This window comes from Chryseobacterium sp. KBW03, from assembly GCF_003852415.1.
In the GTDB taxonomy this organism is placed as follows: domain Bacteria; phylum Bacteroidota; class Bacteroidia; order Flavobacteriales; family Weeksellaceae; genus Chryseobacterium; species Chryseobacterium viscerum.
Genome location: NZ_QAJO01000012.1, coordinates 1 through 16,259 on the forward strand (window position 1 = coordinate 1; position 16,259 = coordinate 16,259).

The following is a 16,259-nucleotide window of genomic DNA, read 5'->3' on the forward strand; positions in this document are numbered from 1 at the left end:
TCCGGGCCTTTTTTACCATATCCAACGAAATAATTAGTTTTTTCACAGAGCAGATTATTAAGCGCATGAGCCTCAAAAGTTGTGGGCTAAACAAAAAATTCAATTAATACTTTCTGTTTTTACAATGGGTTCATTCAAGTATATCGTTACAGCGTTTATTTTAAATCTTCTTTAATTATCTGCATTTTTATGGAAGATTCTTAATTAAAACTTCTGTTGAGGTAGTAAGTTGGTTTATAATATAAAGCTGCGTTTTATCGTTTAATAATACATTGTAAACAAACTCTTTCTCGGCTTTATAATTCCAGTTTTTAAGTTCAGTAAATTTTTTCTTAATTAGGTTTAACTGAATCTTATTGTCTTTGGAAACAATGATCACTTTAGATAACGGTGTGACTTTCATTTTTTCTATGCCTGCCTCTGTAATATGATATTCTTCTTCCGACATAGAACAATATGGGAAATATTTACTGAAAATATCAAGATCCTTTTCATTCTCCGTCATAATGTACCGATAGGTCATCGTATTGTCTGGTTCATGGATCCAATTGGGATAATCTTTTTCATACAATTTAATATATTCGTCAATAAACTCTTTATCAATTGATTTTTTTTTGATAATATATTCTTTCACCATAGGATAGATTTTTTTTGCCATTAGGTTGATGTACTTCCTATTATACCAATCCGTAGTATCTGGCTTTTTAATTAAGCTTTCATAAACATACCCATTTCCAAGTGCAGTTGCCAAAGATTCGTTTAAAAGCAAGTAAGCATAGGTGCTGTATTTTGAAGTGTTGTCCTTAAAATAATTATAAATATCTTTTTTTAAGTTAAGGAATTGTTCATCATATATAATATGGTATACTTCGTGGAGCATAACGCTTACTAATAAATTAAAATCATCAAAATCATTTTGTATAGCACATACAGCATTATTATAAAATGCTTCTGCGGTAAATCCTTGCGAATCGGGTAATAGATAGAAAACAACCTCGAAAGGAATAGAATAATCCCAATTTGAATTATAAAAAGTCAAACCAATTTCAAAATATTCTGAAATATCTTTGTCAATTACATAATTAGAAATGTCTTTGATCTGCTTTTCAAATTTCACCTTGTTCGGATTATAAATCAATTCATTATATATAGGGGTAAATTCAGAAAGAATTAGAACTAATTCATTTATTGAATTATTAGGAAGGAGTCCTGTAGAATTTAATTTAAATTCATTTAAGCTTGAAGCTGCAATTAAATTCTTTTTTAAAAGAGCTTCTGTCGTTCCGGGGAATTTTGAACCGTAAGGATAACCATAAAATTGAAAAGTATAGTCTAATTTTAGATTATCAAATTTTGTGATAAGTTCCTGATATTTAATTGTATTAAATTTCGAGTTTTTAAATACTGTTTTAAATGGATTATCACCTCGATGCGTGCTGAGCTTTTTTAAAAAAATAAAAACACTTAGGGGTTCTGAATATTTGATATGCAGAATCGGCTTTTGTCCAGGGATTAAAACCGTAATAATTAAAAACATAAATACTAACAAACTATTTTTCATATTTCCTGTGTAATGTATTAATTCTTAATAGGATATTAAACTAAGTCTCATGAGGAGAAATTATTTTCAACACTATTCATTGATTATTAAAAGACAATATTGTTGACTTAAAAGTTACATAGATGAAATGATATACCAACAAGACTCTAAAAAATTGAAATATTTGCCTTAATTACAACAGCGTTTCAAGGTACCCTTAGCAAGAAGCTCACATCGTACTTACAGTAGGCAGTACTTTCCTGCCACTCAGGAAAAATCCTCTTAGCATAACTGTAATCATTATGATTTGCTCACTTTACTCTTAGAGAAAAGTCAACTTTAACCCTTTTATTTGATATAAAGAAAAATGATTTGAGCGTTCTCTCTTAAAGAAAAGCAAAGTCTGAAGAAATTGCATAGCTTATGTGACAGTTTAGAAAAAGCAGTGAAATTGATTATCTTTTTGTCTCCTTATCTTATGCTTTAAGAATAATTAATCCCTTGCGTGAAAATGTCAATCCTACTCCCATTGTAGAATATATGTCCTCTAACTTTTGCGAATGGTTCTGTTGAAGTTTGATTCTGTTTATCTAGAAATAAAAAAAGCCTTGAATCAATTGATTCAAGGCTTTTCTGCGGAGAGAGAGGGATTCGAACCCCCGGACCTGTTACAGTCAATAGTTTTCAAGACTATCGCAATCGACCACTCTGCCATCTCTCCCTAAACTCCGGCTATACCGTTGTTTTCAGTGGTGCAAATATAGAACGATTTTTATTTTCTGCAAAACTTTTCCCACACAAATTTTAACAAAACTTAATAATAGACTAGAAATCAAGGGAATTATTTTCATTAAAAATATTAGAAGTAGAATTAGCCTTTGGGTAAAGTAATAATGTATGCTTATATAAATTATCAAAAAAGGACTGTACAACAGTGATACATTCATTACAAGAACCATCATCTAATATAATATTACTGGATTTCTCATCAATAATTATAGAAGGAATTGCTTGTGAAAGGTTTCTTATTACCTCAATTTTAGCAAACTTACGGCCATACCAATCTTCTAAATTACTATCATGATGAACAATACAATTTCTTAATTCTATAATTTCATTAATTAGTTTCCAATTATTTTTTGATAATTCAAATCTTAAATCAACAACATCATTTATATAAATTTTAAATTGTTCTAAAATTGTTCCCTTAAATGTATTGTGTTTAATATTTATATTATTTATTCTTTTCATCATATTACAAAACTGATGAAGTTCATTTTCCATAATAGTAACAAGAGAAACAATTATAGATGTTCTTAAATTCCTTTTAAATGTATCATTTACAAAATGAAACTTTCTATCAAACTCTTCTGTTTTTATATCATACTGTTCCTGGTCTGAAACATATTTTAGTGTTTCATCTTCTATTATTTTTGCTAATTCTTTAGAATAAATTTTTAATTCATTAAACCTATCCGTGAAATTGCATAAATTACCAAAAATTTCTGTATGATTATCAAGCATAATTATAATTTTATCTCCCAAATATCTACAATTATTTTATACAAACAATAAGGTTTTCCATGATCCAAAAACTTCTAAACTCTATTTAAAAAACATCCACATTTTTCACTACATTTGTAAAAACACAGCTACCCTATGACAATGGAGAAACTAAGAACTATAAGAAAGCAGAAAGGTTATACTCAGCAACAGATTGCTGATATTCTTGCAACGGATGTCTCCAACTACAGCAGAAAAGAAAGCGGAGAAGTCAGAATATTTGATGAGGAATGGGAAAAACTGGCTAAAGCTTTGGATGTTTCAGTAGAAGATATCAAAGAAGAAAAAGCACCTCAAATACAACACAATGACAAGCCTACTCTTAATGATAATTCAAGTATCAATTACAATCAATACTGTAATATTCCAGAGTATTTATTAGAAAATCAGCAGGAATATATTAATCTTTTGAAAGAGCAGATTAAGGCTTTAAAAGAAGAAAATGCAAAATTAAAAAAGGGGTAATCTCCTCTATATAAATAACAGAAACGGCTTCCAATGGAAGCCGTTTTTCTTTTATGACCACCAAACCCACCTACTCCCCTTCCCAAAGCTCTTTTTATAGAGCCTATATAACTTACCGTGATAAGAATAGAGTATATTTGTAAAGATTCATATCACCCTATAACAGAACTAAAAACTAATAATACTATTTTCAAATGTTTACTCAATCTTTTATCAAAAACACGGTTATTACCGCTTCCTTAGCTTTCTCTTCTATGACTTTTGCACAGAAAATGCCCATGTCAATACTTCCATCCGGCCACCTGATTGTAGGGGCAGAAGTAGATGGTAAAAAGGGAAATTTTATATTGGATACCGGAGGAGGGATCAATCTTTTTCTGAACAATTTCTCCAAAGATCTCGCACCAAAAGAAACATACAACTACCTAACAGCCTTCCGGGCAACAGGCGAAAAAATGACCATTCCCCTCTTCAAATCAAAAGAGATTATTTTTAATGGTAAAAAATTTAAAGATACCTGGTATGCCACGCATGAGATGGAAATCAAAGGAATTGATGGTTTGATATCCCTTCCAATGCTTTATGATACAGAGTTTATTATCGATTATACGACCAAAGAACTTATTTTTCCAAAAGAAAAACTGAGCAGTAAAAAAGTGATGGATATCCAGCTGTCTACCAATGCAGATCAGTCTCTGGATATTACGGCCTATGTACTCTTGAACAATAAATATAAGATCAATGTTCTCCTGGATTCCGGTGCCGGCAAAGATTCTTTTTGGCTGAGTGAACGCCTTATGAATACCCTGGATATCAAAAAAGAAGGTCTGCAGGTAGTGGAGAAGAAAAGTGAATTCAATCCTGATTTGACGACTAAGTTTTATAAAGGTAGCATTGGCTCTATTTCAACCTCTTTTGCAACTGTCGAAAAACCTGATGTATTTTTTGTAGAAGGTCTTATCTATGAAGGCAAAACGAGTATCAACTGGCTGGGTAAAAAACTAGGGTTCAATCTTAAAGAGAAGAAAATATATATTTTGGATTAAACAGAATAATAAATGCAAAAAACGGCTTTCATTAGAAAGCCGTTTTTTATATAAATTGCGGTAAAACCACCCCGTCAAAAATTCTTTGAATTTTCGCCACCCCTCCAAAGGAGGGGAATTTTTCCGTCATATTCAATGGTTGTATTTCCCAGAATTGTAATTTTCCAATACATCCTTTTCAGAATAATCGTAACCGGATTTCTATGGAAAGATAAATTTACATTTATAAAAACCATATTTCTATGGTTTCATTCCGCAGGAACTCAATAGTTCTTTTGACCATTTAATAAGAATAACAGACTGTATTTCTTCGAAATGACCAATCAGGAAAATAGGTCTACAGATGCACTATTCTCCTGCCGGCTCGAACAATTCAATCTTATTGCCCTCCGGATCCAGAATGTGAACGAACTTTCCATACTCATACGTGGCAATCTCATCCAGAATCGTTACTCCTTCTTTTTTCAGCTCTTCTACCAAGGCTTCAATATTCTCTACGTGGTAATTGATCATAAATTCTTTTGTGGAAGGCTCAAAATACTGGGTAGACTCCTTAAAAGGACTCCATAGTGTATATCCTTTTTTATCAGAATCCGCTTCTCTCCAGTCGAATTTAGTTCCGTATGGACTGGTTTCCAATCCCAGGTGAGTCTTATACCATTCGTTTACTTGTTCAGGTTCTTTACACTTAAAGAAGATGCCTCCGATAGCGGTTACTCTTTTCATTTTTTATTCGTTTTTGTTCAGTTTATAGTTTCTTTAGCTGCAAGTTTGGATCGTCTTGCAATTTCACAAATATATCAATGTTTTTGTTACTATTTCACGATCTTAATTGAATTTTTGCTATTAATAGGGTACAGATTGTTGGCAAACGCAAAGGCGCTAATCATCGTAAAGCAGCCTGCTATAAGGCGCAAGGATTTTATCTGCGATAAAATTGATAACCGCATATTTTAAAAACCATTAAGAAGATTTAAATTTTTAAGAATATTAAGATGAAATACAACGCTTTCTAAAACATCTTTGATGTTTCCCTTAACTTTCCTTCACAGCTTCAAATTCCTTAATGGTTCAAAAAATTTTAAAAAACCTTACACCCTTGTGTTTTCCCAACACAATAACACAACAAAAAAAGCGCACCCATTGGGCACGCTTTGTATTCTATAAACTAAATATTACTAGTGTAATTCAGCTAAATATTTTTCTGCATCCATTGCAGACATACATCCGCTTCCGGCAGCTGTAATAGCCTGTCTGTAGATATGGTCCTGAACGTCTCCAGCAGCAAATACGCCCGGAAGATTTGTTCTTGAAGAACCTTTTTCAGTAACGATATATCCGTTCTCATCAAGATCTATCTGACCTGCGAAGATATCAGTATTCGGTTTGTGACCGATTGCGATAAAGATCCCTTCAACATCTACTGTAGATTTTTCCTGAGTCTGATTATTAATAATCACTGCTCTTTCTACAAGACTGTTTTCACCTTCAATTCCGATTAATTCATGGTGAAACTTCACTTCGATATTCGGAGTATTTTCCACTCTGTGAATCATTGCTTTTGAAGCTCTGAACACGTCTTTTCTTACCAATAAAGTTACTTTCTTACATAGTTTTGCAAGGTAAGTAGCCTCTTCTGCTGCAGTATCTCCTGCTCCTACTACCACTACATCTTTTCCTCTGTAGAAGAATCCATCGCAGGTAGCACAAGCTGAAACCCCTCCTCCTGCATATTTTTTCTCATCATCAAGACCTAAGTATTTTGCTGTAGCTCCTGTAGAGATAATGACTGTTTTTGCAAGGATTTCTTTGTTTCCTGCATATAATTTGTGAACACCGCCTACTTCCTTAGAAAACTCAGCTCTGGTGATCATTTCATAATGAACTTTGGTATCAAATCTTTCTGCCTGTTTTTGCAGATCCATCATCATTTCAGGACCTGTAATCCCTGCTGGATACCCTGGAAAGTTATCAACTTCAGTAGTGGTTGTTAATTGTCCGCCTGGCTCCAAACCTGTATACAATTCAGGTTTCAAATCTGCTCTTGCTGCATAGATAGCAGCGGTAAAGCCAGAAGGCCCAGATCCAACGATCACACAATCTAAAATATTTTGCTCCATAATTTACTTGTTCGAAAAGATTTAATTAAGACCGCTAATTTCGTAATTTTTACCGTCTTTTTAAAGTTATTTTAATGATACTTGTCAATATCTGATATGTTGAATTTCGATGGTGATTGTTGGGAGGGTTGGGATTCGGATTGCAAAATCTAACACTCCTGTTTTCATATCTCGTACCTGTCATATCTAGAATCACGTATCTCGCTGCCTCGCAACACGCATTACACTTTCATTTTAATCTTATCTACATTGATAATCTTGTACACAAGCTCTCTGATCAGTTCTGCATCACCCATATTCACTGCTCCAAGGCCTTTTCCTTTCATATCGAATTCACGTAAAATAGAAATGACTCTTGTGGCATGTTTTAAAGGGTAAAGTCTTGCACTTTCTGCGTAGTCTTTGACAAAATAAGGGTTTACGCCCATCTGTGATGCAATCGTCTGTGGAGACTGCCCGGCCATGGTCTGATAAATAATAACGTTGGAAAAATAATTGTAAAGACTTGCCAGCATCATTACAAAAGGGTTGTTCTTCGGATTCTTCCCCATAAAATGGGCAATCTTAAAGGCTGCATTGGCATTTTTGGTTCCCAAAGCCTTTTGAAGTTCAAAAATATTGTATTCTTTACTGATTCCGATATGGTTTTCAATGATCGCCCCGTCAAGGATTTCTCCTTCTTTAAGGATCATCTTCAGTTTGTTCAGTTCATTGGCAATTCTTGACAGGTCATTTCCAAGATACTCTGCCAGAAGATGAGAAATATTGGGCGCTGTCTTGATGCCAAGCTTTATGCATTCATCTGATATCCATTTTGGAAGATTATTTTCCTTTACAGACTCACTCAGGAAAAGTGCTTTAGCCTTGTCTAATGCTTTAGCTGCCTTTTTTCGGCTGTCCAGTTTCTTATGTTTGTGTGCGAAAACCAAAACTGTAGAAGGAATTGGATTTTCTACATAGGATTCCAGAATTCTGTTTTCCTCTTCATTCAGTCTTAAATCCTGAGCTTCTTTCACAATAATCACCTGTTTGTCCCCCATCATTGGAAACTGTCTCGCCAGAGAAAGCACCTCCTGATAAGAAGTATCTTTTCCGTAGGTAACCGTTTGGTTGAAAGCTTTTTCATCTTCTTCCAAAAAGCCGTGTTCAAGAGCTCTTACAGCGACATCAATAAAGTAAGCTTCTTCTCCGTGGAAAAAATAAATAGGTAAAACTTCTTTATTTTTAATATTTTTGAGGATTAAATCTAATTCTTTCATCTTATTAATGGAACTTCCAAAACTGAATTTTCAGGAAACTTTTGATTTTAAATTCAAGAAAGACAAAGATAAGTTTTTTATTTATGATTTGGTTCGTAAAACTTATCTTCTGCTCACTCCTGAGGAATGGGTAAGACAGCACTGGATACATTATTACCTTACTGTAAAATCCTATTCTGCATCGGCCCTCATTACCGAAAAGAAGATCGTTTTGAATGGTCTTACCAAACGTATTGACCTCCTGGTTACTGAAAAAACGGAACCTGTAATTTTGATCGAATGCAAGGCTCCACAGATCAAACTCACGGAAAAAACATTTGAACAAACAGCCAGATATAATTCCATTATTGGAGCCAAGGAAATCATACTGACCAATGGGCTTCAGCATATCAACGCTTATTATAAAGACGGGCAGTATCAGTTTTACAGACCGGAATAAATAAAAGCAGAGATTAAATGTAAAATCACTCTCAGCAGTAATTCACAACAATATTAATTATGAAAATAAAAAACATCATATTCGATTTCGGAGGTGTACTCATGGACTGGGATCCAAGATATTTCTTCAAAGAATATTTTAACGATAACGAAAGAATGGAATATTTCCTGAAAAATATCGCCCAGGATGAATGGAATATAGAACAGGACAGAGGACGAAGCCTTGCTGAAGGAACAGAAATACAGGTGAAAAAATTCCCTGAATGGGAAAAAGAGATCCGCGCTTTCTACGATAACTGGACGGTCATGCTAAAAAGTGACATCCCACAGAACGTAGAGGTTCTGAGAAAGCTTAAAAATACAGACTATAATCTGTTCGGATTGACCAACTGGTCTGAAGAAACCTTCCCTTACGCACTAGAAAACTATGATTTCTTCCAAATTTTTGAAGGTAAAATTGTAGTTTCCGGAACAGAAAAACTCATCAAACCTGATCCTAAAATCTGGCACGTTCTGTTAAACAGATACAATATCAAAGCTGACGAATCGGTTTTCATTGATGATAATACGAAAAATATTGAAATGGCGAAATCACTGGGATTCATTACCATTCAGGTGCTTCCGGATACAGATTTAACAAAAGAATTAAAGAAAGTTGGAGTTGAAGTTTAACTCTTTTAAATATTTCCTTAATTTTAATACTGTTTTACAATTAACTAATTCACAAACAATTATGATACGTTCAATCTTATTAACCACAATGATTATGGCTTCAGGTACCTTTTTCAGTCAGAAACTTAAAACCGTTTCTTATCAGGACGGTTCTCAGAAACTGAATGGTCTGATCACTTCTAATGCAGGAAAAAAACTTCCGGGAGTATTGATTCTACCCGCCTGGAAAGGGATTGATGAAGAAGCCAAAACAGCAGCTATTGAACTTGAAAAGCAAGGTTATATTGCCTTTATCGCTGACATTTACGGTGAAGGGAAAATTCCTGCAGACAATGAATCTGCTGCAAAAACTTCAGGATATTATAAGCAGAATTATCAGGAATATCAGAAAAGAATTTCGCTGGCTTTGGAGCAGCTGAAGAAAAACGGAGCAATTTCTGACAAAGTAGCTGTTATTGGCTATTGCTTTGGAGGTACGGGTGCGTTAGAATCCGCGAGAGGACATCTGCCTGTTGCAGGTGTTGTTTCCATCCATGGCAGTCTTACGAGAGATCAGAGCAGAAAAAATGAAGCTTTAAGTGCTAAAATACTGGTTGAAAATCCAGCTGATGATAAAAGTGTAACGCCTGATGATTATAATAACCTCATCAAAGAGATGAACGAAGGAAACGCTGATTGGCAGATTATCACCTATGCTCATTCAAAACATACGTTTACAGATCCGAAATCACCGGATTATAATGCAGTAATGGCTAAAAGAGCCTGGAATCATACCCTGATGTTCCTGAAAGAAATACTGAAATAAGAATAAAAAAGGCAAATCCGCTGACTGCGAATTTGCCTTTTTACTTTTCCCTTTTACATTTTATCCTGTTATGGTTTTGCTTGCAGCTCAACATCATATTTTTTTGGAGAATATTTGGTCAGAGATCCTGTAGCCGCATCAATTCCCACTCCGATAGCACCTCCCAGAATAATATTCAGTAAGGTTACAGCATTAAAGTTTTTTGTCAATTTTACTTCTTTCTTTTCAAATCCTTCTTTTTCAAATGTAATCATCTGCTTACCCAAAGCTCTTGGGATTTTCGTCGTACAAGGTGTTGTACATTTTTCGATTCCTTTGTGAAATACTTTTGCACCTTCAGGAGTTGAAGAAAAAGCTATTGAATCCTGAGTTCCTGTAAAAATAGTTGCACATGAAGTAGTAGAAAGTGTGATCCCCAGCATGAGTACAGCCGCTAATTTGTTTTTCATATATTTTAAATAGTTTTTTTAAGCCCGCGAACTTACAAAATAATTTAAAACAACCGATATCAATTTTGAAAAAACTATGAAAAAAAATCAGATTTCATAGGCATTTTAAGAAAATAACTCTCTTTTAACAGGGTATATAAATCACAAAAGCGCACCATAGTGCGCCTTTTTCATCAATATTAGTTTTTACCGGTACATATTTATTTCTTTATCAATTGCAGTGATCCGGAGTTTCCGTTACTGGAACGCCAGTTGACGTAATAGGTTCCGGATACCGAAGTTTGAATATCTATGGGTAGTTTATTAACCCCGGAAGTCACATCTGTTTTATATTGGTATATGCTTTTTCCTGCTATATCTGCTACATTTACAGTAATAGATTCTTTTCCTAAAGCCATATATTCAAGTTCTGCGTATCCATTACTTGGATTTGGGTAGAGTTTCATTTTATTATTCTGCTCAGTTGCGCCTGATTTGCTTACAGTTGGAGTGACAGGAGTACATGGATCACATAGATGGCAGAAGAATTTAGTACATTCAATAAGGTATGTAGTGGAGCTGGTACGGGTAAGAATTACTCCATATCCAAAGCTGGTATCAGGACCTGCACAATACCATAGGCCACGGTCCATCTCACTTGTCTTAAATCCAGGAATAATTGTAGTAGATCCCCCAATCGTAGTTGGAACCGGATAATATCTACTGGTCATTCCAGGATTAGAGAAAGAAACTCTAAAGGTTCTTACTGCTGCTGGATTTCCTGGAAGGGTAAAAAGCTGTGGAAATGTATAAGTAAAGGTATTGGTAGTACCAGTAGGTGGGTTTTGAAGGAAAGTGTTAGCTTCTGTTGTTGACCCTGACTTAATTTCCAATGATACAGGAGATGGCAAATTCCCTGTTGCTCTTGTTATTTGCACTTTTGTGCTAGAAGGAAGAGAGGGAACACCAGGATCAGTAATTATTATTATCTGGGCACTTAAAGCCGTACTACAAAATAAAGCGGCAAAAAGAAGAAAGCCTACTTTTCCTGCTCTTAAAAATGAGCCTGATGATCCAAAGATCTTAGTTAGAGTTTTTTTCATAAAGGTATATTTTAATGATAGCGTTCTTTATCATTCGGGACGCCATTGCCGATAAACAGGTACAAGTTGTCTCTTTTTTAAAGAAAAAAAAAGAACAAATGAGTAAGTGAGCAGAATAAAAACCTAATCGAGTATATTGATACTTTGAATGAGCAGAATAGTAGCAAATATGACGTATTGATGCATTTTCCATTCTTGATATTTTTCTATATTAGCCTGAAAACTATGTATCATTACCGCCTCATATTATTCCTGTTGTTTCATAGCCTGCTGATGTACAGTCAGAAGCCCCAACTTCGTCATTATAGTCTAAGTGACGGGTTACCCAGCAATACAGTGTATTCAGTATATCAGGACAGCAAGGGATTTATGTGGTTCTGTACCAGCTGGGGAATTTCCAGGTTTGACGGGCATCATTTTGAGACCATCACCAGTAATCATGGACTTCCCGACAATGAAACATTTCAGGCATGGGAAGATTCCTGGCAGCGTTTGTGGATAGGCACTTATAACGGAAGTCCTACCTATATCTATAACGGAAAGGTATATTCTGTACAGAATGATAAGCTCTGCCGCCTTATGGAAAAAAGGGGAATCGGTTTTTATGATATTGCCCCAAGATGGGATCTTTATTCCAACCGGCATAAAAAATATATTATAGGTGAAAATGATATTTCCAATCCAAAAGACAGCACATCACAATCCCCCCACATGCATTTTTCTGATCAGGGCAATGATTATTATATTTCTGCAAAAAAGATCATAAAGAAAAATCATCCGGGATCAACAATAGTGCATATATTTAAAGAAAAAGTAGTAAGATCTTGTTTTTATCTGAATGGACATTTGTATGTAAGGTATATCAATTTATTGTATGATATCGTGTTCAAAGAAGGTAGGCCTGTGGTGAAAAAAATTGAAATGCCCAGTAATATCCTTGACGTTACTGTAGATAGAAACGGTAAAATATGGAGCTGCACCACCAGTGGAGTTCTGGAATATGATCCCGATAAACCTTCGGGGCAAAATCTCCAGTATATTGCAATGAAAGGCATTGTAAGCTATAGCAGTTTTATAGACCGGCAAGGCAACTGCTGGTATGCTACCAATGAAGGAGTATATATGCAGCCTGCCAATAAAACACTAGTATATACTACAGCTGACGGACTCATAGATAATAATGTTTTAACTGTAAAGTATCTACCGGGAGGAAAGCTTCTGGCAGGATATAGCAACAGTGCAATTATGATAAGGGAGAAAAATAGTTTCAAGCCATTATATACTCTGGGTGACGGACAATGGAACAGACTCCGGTATATTCTATCTATTGATAATGACCTGTTTTTAGCAGGAACAGACCGGGGATTATTTAAATGCAGCCTTACTGGAAATACCTACACGAAAATTCTGGAGTTTTCTGAGAAATCAGCAGCTATCAGAAATAATACAATACTGATAAGCCAAACCGGTACTCAAAATAGAAATCATCTTATCTATGATATTAATACCGGAAAGTTTACTGAACTTCCCAAATTGAATACCTCCGTTGCAGCTCCCGCTACCGCTATTGACTCCAGGGGAATTTATTGGTTGGGAACTTTGCAGGGGCTATTCTATTACGATCCAGCTTTACATAAATTCATTCAGGATCCTGCTTTAGGCAGAAACCGCATCACCTCACTGAATTTCCTGAAAGGCAGGCTTGTTATCAGCACTCATTCTGATGGTATTTTCATTCGGGATGGCCAGAAAGTAATTAAGTTGAATAAAACCAATGGACTCATCAGTAATATTTGTGAAAAAGCCTATATAGACGAGAAGGAAAGATTATGGATCAATACAGACAAAGGATTATCCAGAGTTACCTTTGATGATCGCATGCACTACTCTATTTATCACTTTTCAGCGGCTGACGGAGTTCCGAGTCACATGATCAATATGATTACATTCGGGGAAGGAAAAGCCTTTCTTGCTACGTCCAATGGAATTATTGTCATCAATCAGGATCAGGTCAGCAAAAGCCAGCCTTATAAAGTGTATTTCCTGAAAGCCTCCTTCAGAGACAGCATCGTTTATTATCCTAAAAAGATCAGCCTGAAATACAATCAGAACAACGCACAGATCTCCTATACCGCTATTTCTTATCTGGATGAAAAGGATATTAAGTATAAATATCTTCTGTCGGGAGCAGAAAATGATACGGTTATTACAGAAGAAAGTACATTAAATCTAGGGGCTCTGAAGCCCGGTAATTATCACCTCAACATCTGGGCCTCCGGAAAAAATAATATATGGAATAAAACTCCCGCTGTACTGGCTATTTCGGTAAAACCTCCATTTTGGGAAGAACTTTGGTTTATGGGAGGAATATTCCTGTTACTGCTGGTTTTCATTATCATTATATACAGACACCGTGTGAATATTATCCGCAAAAAAGAAGCGGAGAAAACGGAAAGAAAAAAAATGATCGCTGAACTGGAAATGCAGGCTCTCCGTGCTCAGATCAACCCTCATTTCATTTTCAACGTCCTGAATGCCATCCAGAATTATTATGGTAAAGAAGATGAATTGAATGCCAATTATTATATGGCTGCTTTTTCAGATTTGATCCGAAAGACCCTCACCCACTCCAAAGAGCACTGGAATACGATTGATAAAGAAATGGCTATGCTGAAAACTTACATTGAACTGGAGCAGATGCGTTTTAAAAATCATTTTACATATGAGATTTCAGTAGAAACCGGATTGGAACAATTAAAAATCCCCACCATGCTGCTTCAAACCTATACCGAAAACTCTATCAGCCATGGATTGAGACACCTGAAAACAGGAGGAATTCTTCGGATTTCATGCACCCGGAGCGAAGATTCTATCATATGTATTGTAGAAGACAATGGCGTTGGGTTTGAGAAAGCCCGTGAATTCGACAGCAGACCGGACGATTATAAATCTATGGGCTTGAAAATTACTGCAGGCAGAATTTCTGCCATCAATGAACTCTATGGAACATCTATTTCTACGGAAATCACTGATAAAAATATCATAAGCCCCTCCACACAGGGAACAATCGTCAAAATAACCATCAAAAACACTCCTTTTCTATGAGCAGAATAAAATCTATTGTAGTAGACGATGAACAGGAATCACGTGAAACCCTTCTTCGATTCTTATCCAAATATTGCCCGGATATTGAAATAACAGGAGAAGCCGCCTCTGTAAATGAAGCCGCTGAGATCATCAGAGAAACATCTCCGGAACTGGTATTTCTGGATGTCAACATGCCTGTTGAAAACGGGTTTAAACTATTTGAAAAGGTATCCGACAGTAATTTTTATACGGTATTTGTTACCGCTTATGATCAGTATGCTGTACAGGCATTCAAACATCATGCGGTGGATTATCTTCTGAAGCCCATTGTGATTCATGAATTGATCCTCACTGTCAATAAGGTGGCTAAGCTTTTGGAAGATAAAAATAAAATCCAGCAGTTATCTGCCCTGCTCCATCATATTAAAAGTCCTGCAGAGCAGAGCAAAATAGCATTGCCAACCATGGAAGGTCTCGTCTACGTTCATACCATGGATATTGTGCGTCTTCAGGCTGATGACAATTATACTTTAATCTATTTCAAAGGAGGAAAAAAAATGATGGTATCCCACACCCTCGCCTATTTTGAAGAAACACTGAAAGAGCAGGGTTTTGTCCGCATCCATCATCAACACCTTATTAACCTCCAGCATGTTGAAAAATATATCCGTGGACGGGGTGGCTATATCATTATGAGTGACGAAACCTCTTTACAGGTATCACAAAGGAAAAAAGATGAGTTTCTCCGGATTATTAAAAGAATGAAATAGTAATTTTTAACAAGAAAAAAGGCAAATCTGCTGTTTTGCAAATTTGCCTTTCTATTTTTTAAAACTTTTTAATCTCCTTATTCTTCCCTGTGCACAAGCTCCATAGAGAATGCAGGAAGACAGATCGCAAGATATTCGCAAGGCTCCGAAAACGGATTACTATACCGAATTCTCGCTCCTTTTTCAATAAGAATGCTCTGCCCTTTTTCCAGGACTACCATCTCACCATCGATTTCAAATTGCTTTTTCCCTGAAATAATATAAGTAAATTCATCAAATTCAGGGGTCTGATGAGGTTCACTCCAGTCCGGAGGGGCTACCATATGAGCAATAGAAACATTGGAATTTCCAGTGGAGTTTCCCCAATGTTCTTCAATCAGTTTTCCGTCTGTAGTAGGAACGACAAATGGAGATTGCTGGATTTTATATTTTTTCATACCCAGTCTCCTTTTTTGATTTCATATACAAAATTGGTTCTTGTAGGCTCTGCAAAATAAGCGACTTCTTCTTCGGCTATTTTTTGCCCTCCAAGCCTTTCCAAAGCTTTTTGAGAACGGAAATTTTCTTTTCCGATATGAAAATGAGCCTTATCTACAAACTGAAAGATATAATCCAGCATCAGCTTTTTAACCTGCGGATTGATCCCTTTACCCCAGGATTTTGTCCCATAGAAAGTATATCCGATAAAAATATGACTATCCTCTTCATCAAAGTCGTAATAGCGGCTGCTTCCCAATACATCTCCGGTAGCTTTCTCTATAATTTTGAAAGCACCGCCACTCTCCATAGCTCCTGTAAAAAAATTTTTAAAAACCTCTTTCTGGTAACGGTCTTTGTTGGGATGCTGTTCCCAAACTTTAGGATCGGAAGCTACTTCATATAAAGATTCAAAATCCCCTTGCTGTAAGGGGATTAATTGAAATTCTTCATTCTCTAAAACAGGCTGAATAGAAAAATTCATTA

General features: G+C 35.5%; 16 protein-coding genes and 1 tRNA gene. 7 read left to right on the plus strand and 10 right to left on the minus strand.

Annotated features, from left to right (window positions below; all coding sequences use genetic code 11):
- Positions 1–187: 187 nt before the first annotated feature.
- The 3 genes from DBR39_RS19950 to DBR39_RS19960 form a co-directional block, all read right to left on the minus strand.
- Positions 188–1,561, minus strand: coding sequence for a hypothetical protein (locus DBR39_RS19950; protein ID WP_124536025.1), 1,374 nt, complete (start codon positions 1,559–1,561; stop codon positions 188–190).
- 615 nt (positions 1,562–2,176) lie between these two features.
- Positions 2,177–2,261, minus strand: a tRNA-Ser gene (locus DBR39_RS19955).
- A gap of 104 nt (positions 2,262–2,365) precedes the next feature.
- The gene (locus DBR39_RS19960) at positions 2,366–3,064 is read right to left on the minus strand and encodes a hypothetical protein (RefSeq protein WP_124536027.1); all 699 of its coding nucleotides are present in this window, start codon (positions 3,062–3,064) and stop codon (positions 2,366–2,368) included.
- Positions 3,065–3,205: 141 nt separating this feature from the next.
- Here DBR39_RS19960 and DBR39_RS19965 point away from each other — a divergent pair, with 141 nt between their 5' ends.
- Both DBR39_RS19965 and DBR39_RS19970 read left to right on the plus strand, forming a co-directional pair.
- Positions 3,206–3,568 (plus strand): helix-turn-helix transcriptional regulator, encoded by a 363-nt coding sequence (locus tag DBR39_RS19965; RefSeq protein ID WP_317127295.1) that lies wholly within the window; start codon positions 3,206–3,208, stop codon positions 3,566–3,568.
- 194 nt (positions 3,569–3,762) lie between these two features.
- Positions 3,763–4,614: a hypothetical protein gene (locus tag DBR39_RS19970; protein WP_124536031.1), complete on the plus strand. Its 852-nt coding sequence runs from the start codon at positions 3,763–3,765 to the stop codon at positions 4,612–4,614.
- 348 nt (positions 4,615–4,962) lie between these two features.
- On the opposite strand, the gene DBR39_RS19975 is transcribed toward DBR39_RS19970, so the two are convergent.
- The 3 genes from DBR39_RS19975 to holA form a co-directional block, all read right to left on the minus strand.
- A complete protein-coding gene (locus DBR39_RS19975) occupies positions 4,963–5,340 on the minus strand; it encodes a VOC family protein (protein ID WP_124536033.1) in 378 nt (125 codons plus the stop codon).
- Between the two features lie 452 nt (positions 5,341–5,792).
- A complete protein-coding gene (trxB, locus tag DBR39_RS19980; protein WP_103234558.1) occupies positions 5,793–6,734 on the minus strand; it encodes a thioredoxin-disulfide reductase in 942 nt (313 codons plus the stop codon).
- A 221-nt stretch (positions 6,735–6,955) separates the two neighbouring features.
- Entirely contained in the window at positions 6,956–7,993 is a 1,038-nt protein-coding gene (gene holA, locus DBR39_RS19985) for a DNA polymerase III subunit delta (RefSeq protein ID WP_109738187.1), read from the minus strand.
- Positions 7,994–8,000: 7 nt separating this feature from the next.
- Here holA and DBR39_RS19990 point away from each other — a divergent pair, with 7 nt between their 5' ends.
- From DBR39_RS19990 to DBR39_RS20000, 3 genes are all read left to right on the plus strand, one after another.
- Entirely contained in the window at positions 8,001–8,432 is a 432-nt protein-coding gene (locus DBR39_RS19990; protein WP_124536035.1) for a type I restriction enzyme HsdR N-terminal domain-containing protein, read from the plus strand.
- A 59-nt stretch (positions 8,433–8,491) separates the two neighbouring features.
- Positions 8,492–9,103 (plus strand): HAD family hydrolase, encoded by a 612-nt coding sequence (locus tag DBR39_RS19995; RefSeq protein WP_124536037.1) that lies wholly within the window; start codon positions 8,492–8,494, stop codon positions 9,101–9,103.
- A gap of 61 nt (positions 9,104–9,164) precedes the next feature.
- Entirely contained in the window at positions 9,165–9,908 is a 744-nt protein-coding gene (locus tag DBR39_RS20000) for a dienelactone hydrolase family protein (RefSeq protein WP_124536039.1), read from the plus strand.
- 68 nt (positions 9,909–9,976) lie between these two features.
- Here DBR39_RS20000 and DBR39_RS20005 read toward each other — a convergent pair whose 3' ends face one another.
- Both DBR39_RS20005 and DBR39_RS20010 read right to left on the minus strand, forming a co-directional pair.
- On the minus strand, positions 9,977–10,357 hold the full coding sequence (locus DBR39_RS20005) for a PEGA domain-containing protein (protein ID WP_124536041.1): 381 nt from the start codon (positions 10,355–10,357) through the stop codon (positions 9,977–9,979).
- Positions 10,358–10,557: 200 nt separating this feature from the next.
- Positions 10,558–11,439 (minus strand): T9SS type A sorting domain-containing protein, encoded by an 882-nt coding sequence (locus DBR39_RS20010; RefSeq protein ID WP_124536043.1) that lies wholly within the window; start codon positions 11,437–11,439, stop codon positions 10,558–10,560.
- A 225-nt stretch (positions 11,440–11,664) separates the two neighbouring features.
- On the opposite strand from DBR39_RS20010, the gene DBR39_RS20015 reads away from it, so the two are divergent.
- Both DBR39_RS20015 and DBR39_RS20020 read left to right on the plus strand, forming a co-directional pair.
- On the plus strand, positions 11,665–14,544 hold the full coding sequence (locus DBR39_RS20015; RefSeq protein ID WP_185147235.1) for a histidine kinase: 2,880 nt from the start codon (positions 11,665–11,667) through the stop codon (positions 14,542–14,544).
- Positions 14,541–15,296: a LytR/AlgR family response regulator transcription factor gene (locus DBR39_RS20020; protein ID WP_124536047.1), complete on the plus strand. Its 756-nt coding sequence runs from the start codon at positions 14,541–14,543 to the stop codon at positions 15,294–15,296. Before DBR39_RS20015 ends, DBR39_RS20020 begins: the two co-directional genes overlap by 4 nt.
- Before the next feature lie 77 nt (positions 15,297–15,373).
- Here DBR39_RS20020 and DBR39_RS20025 read toward each other — a convergent pair whose 3' ends face one another.
- Positions 15,374–15,733 (minus strand): cupin domain-containing protein, encoded by a 360-nt coding sequence (locus DBR39_RS20025; RefSeq protein WP_103234363.1) that lies wholly within the window; start codon positions 15,731–15,733, stop codon positions 15,374–15,376.
- Positions 15,730–16,257, minus strand: coding sequence for a GNAT family N-acetyltransferase (locus tag DBR39_RS20030; protein ID WP_124536049.1), 528 nt, complete (start codon positions 16,255–16,257; stop codon positions 15,730–15,732). The genes DBR39_RS20025 and DBR39_RS20030 overlap by 4 nt, the downstream gene beginning before the upstream one ends.
- Between the last annotated feature and the right edge of the window lie 2 nt (positions 16,258–16,259).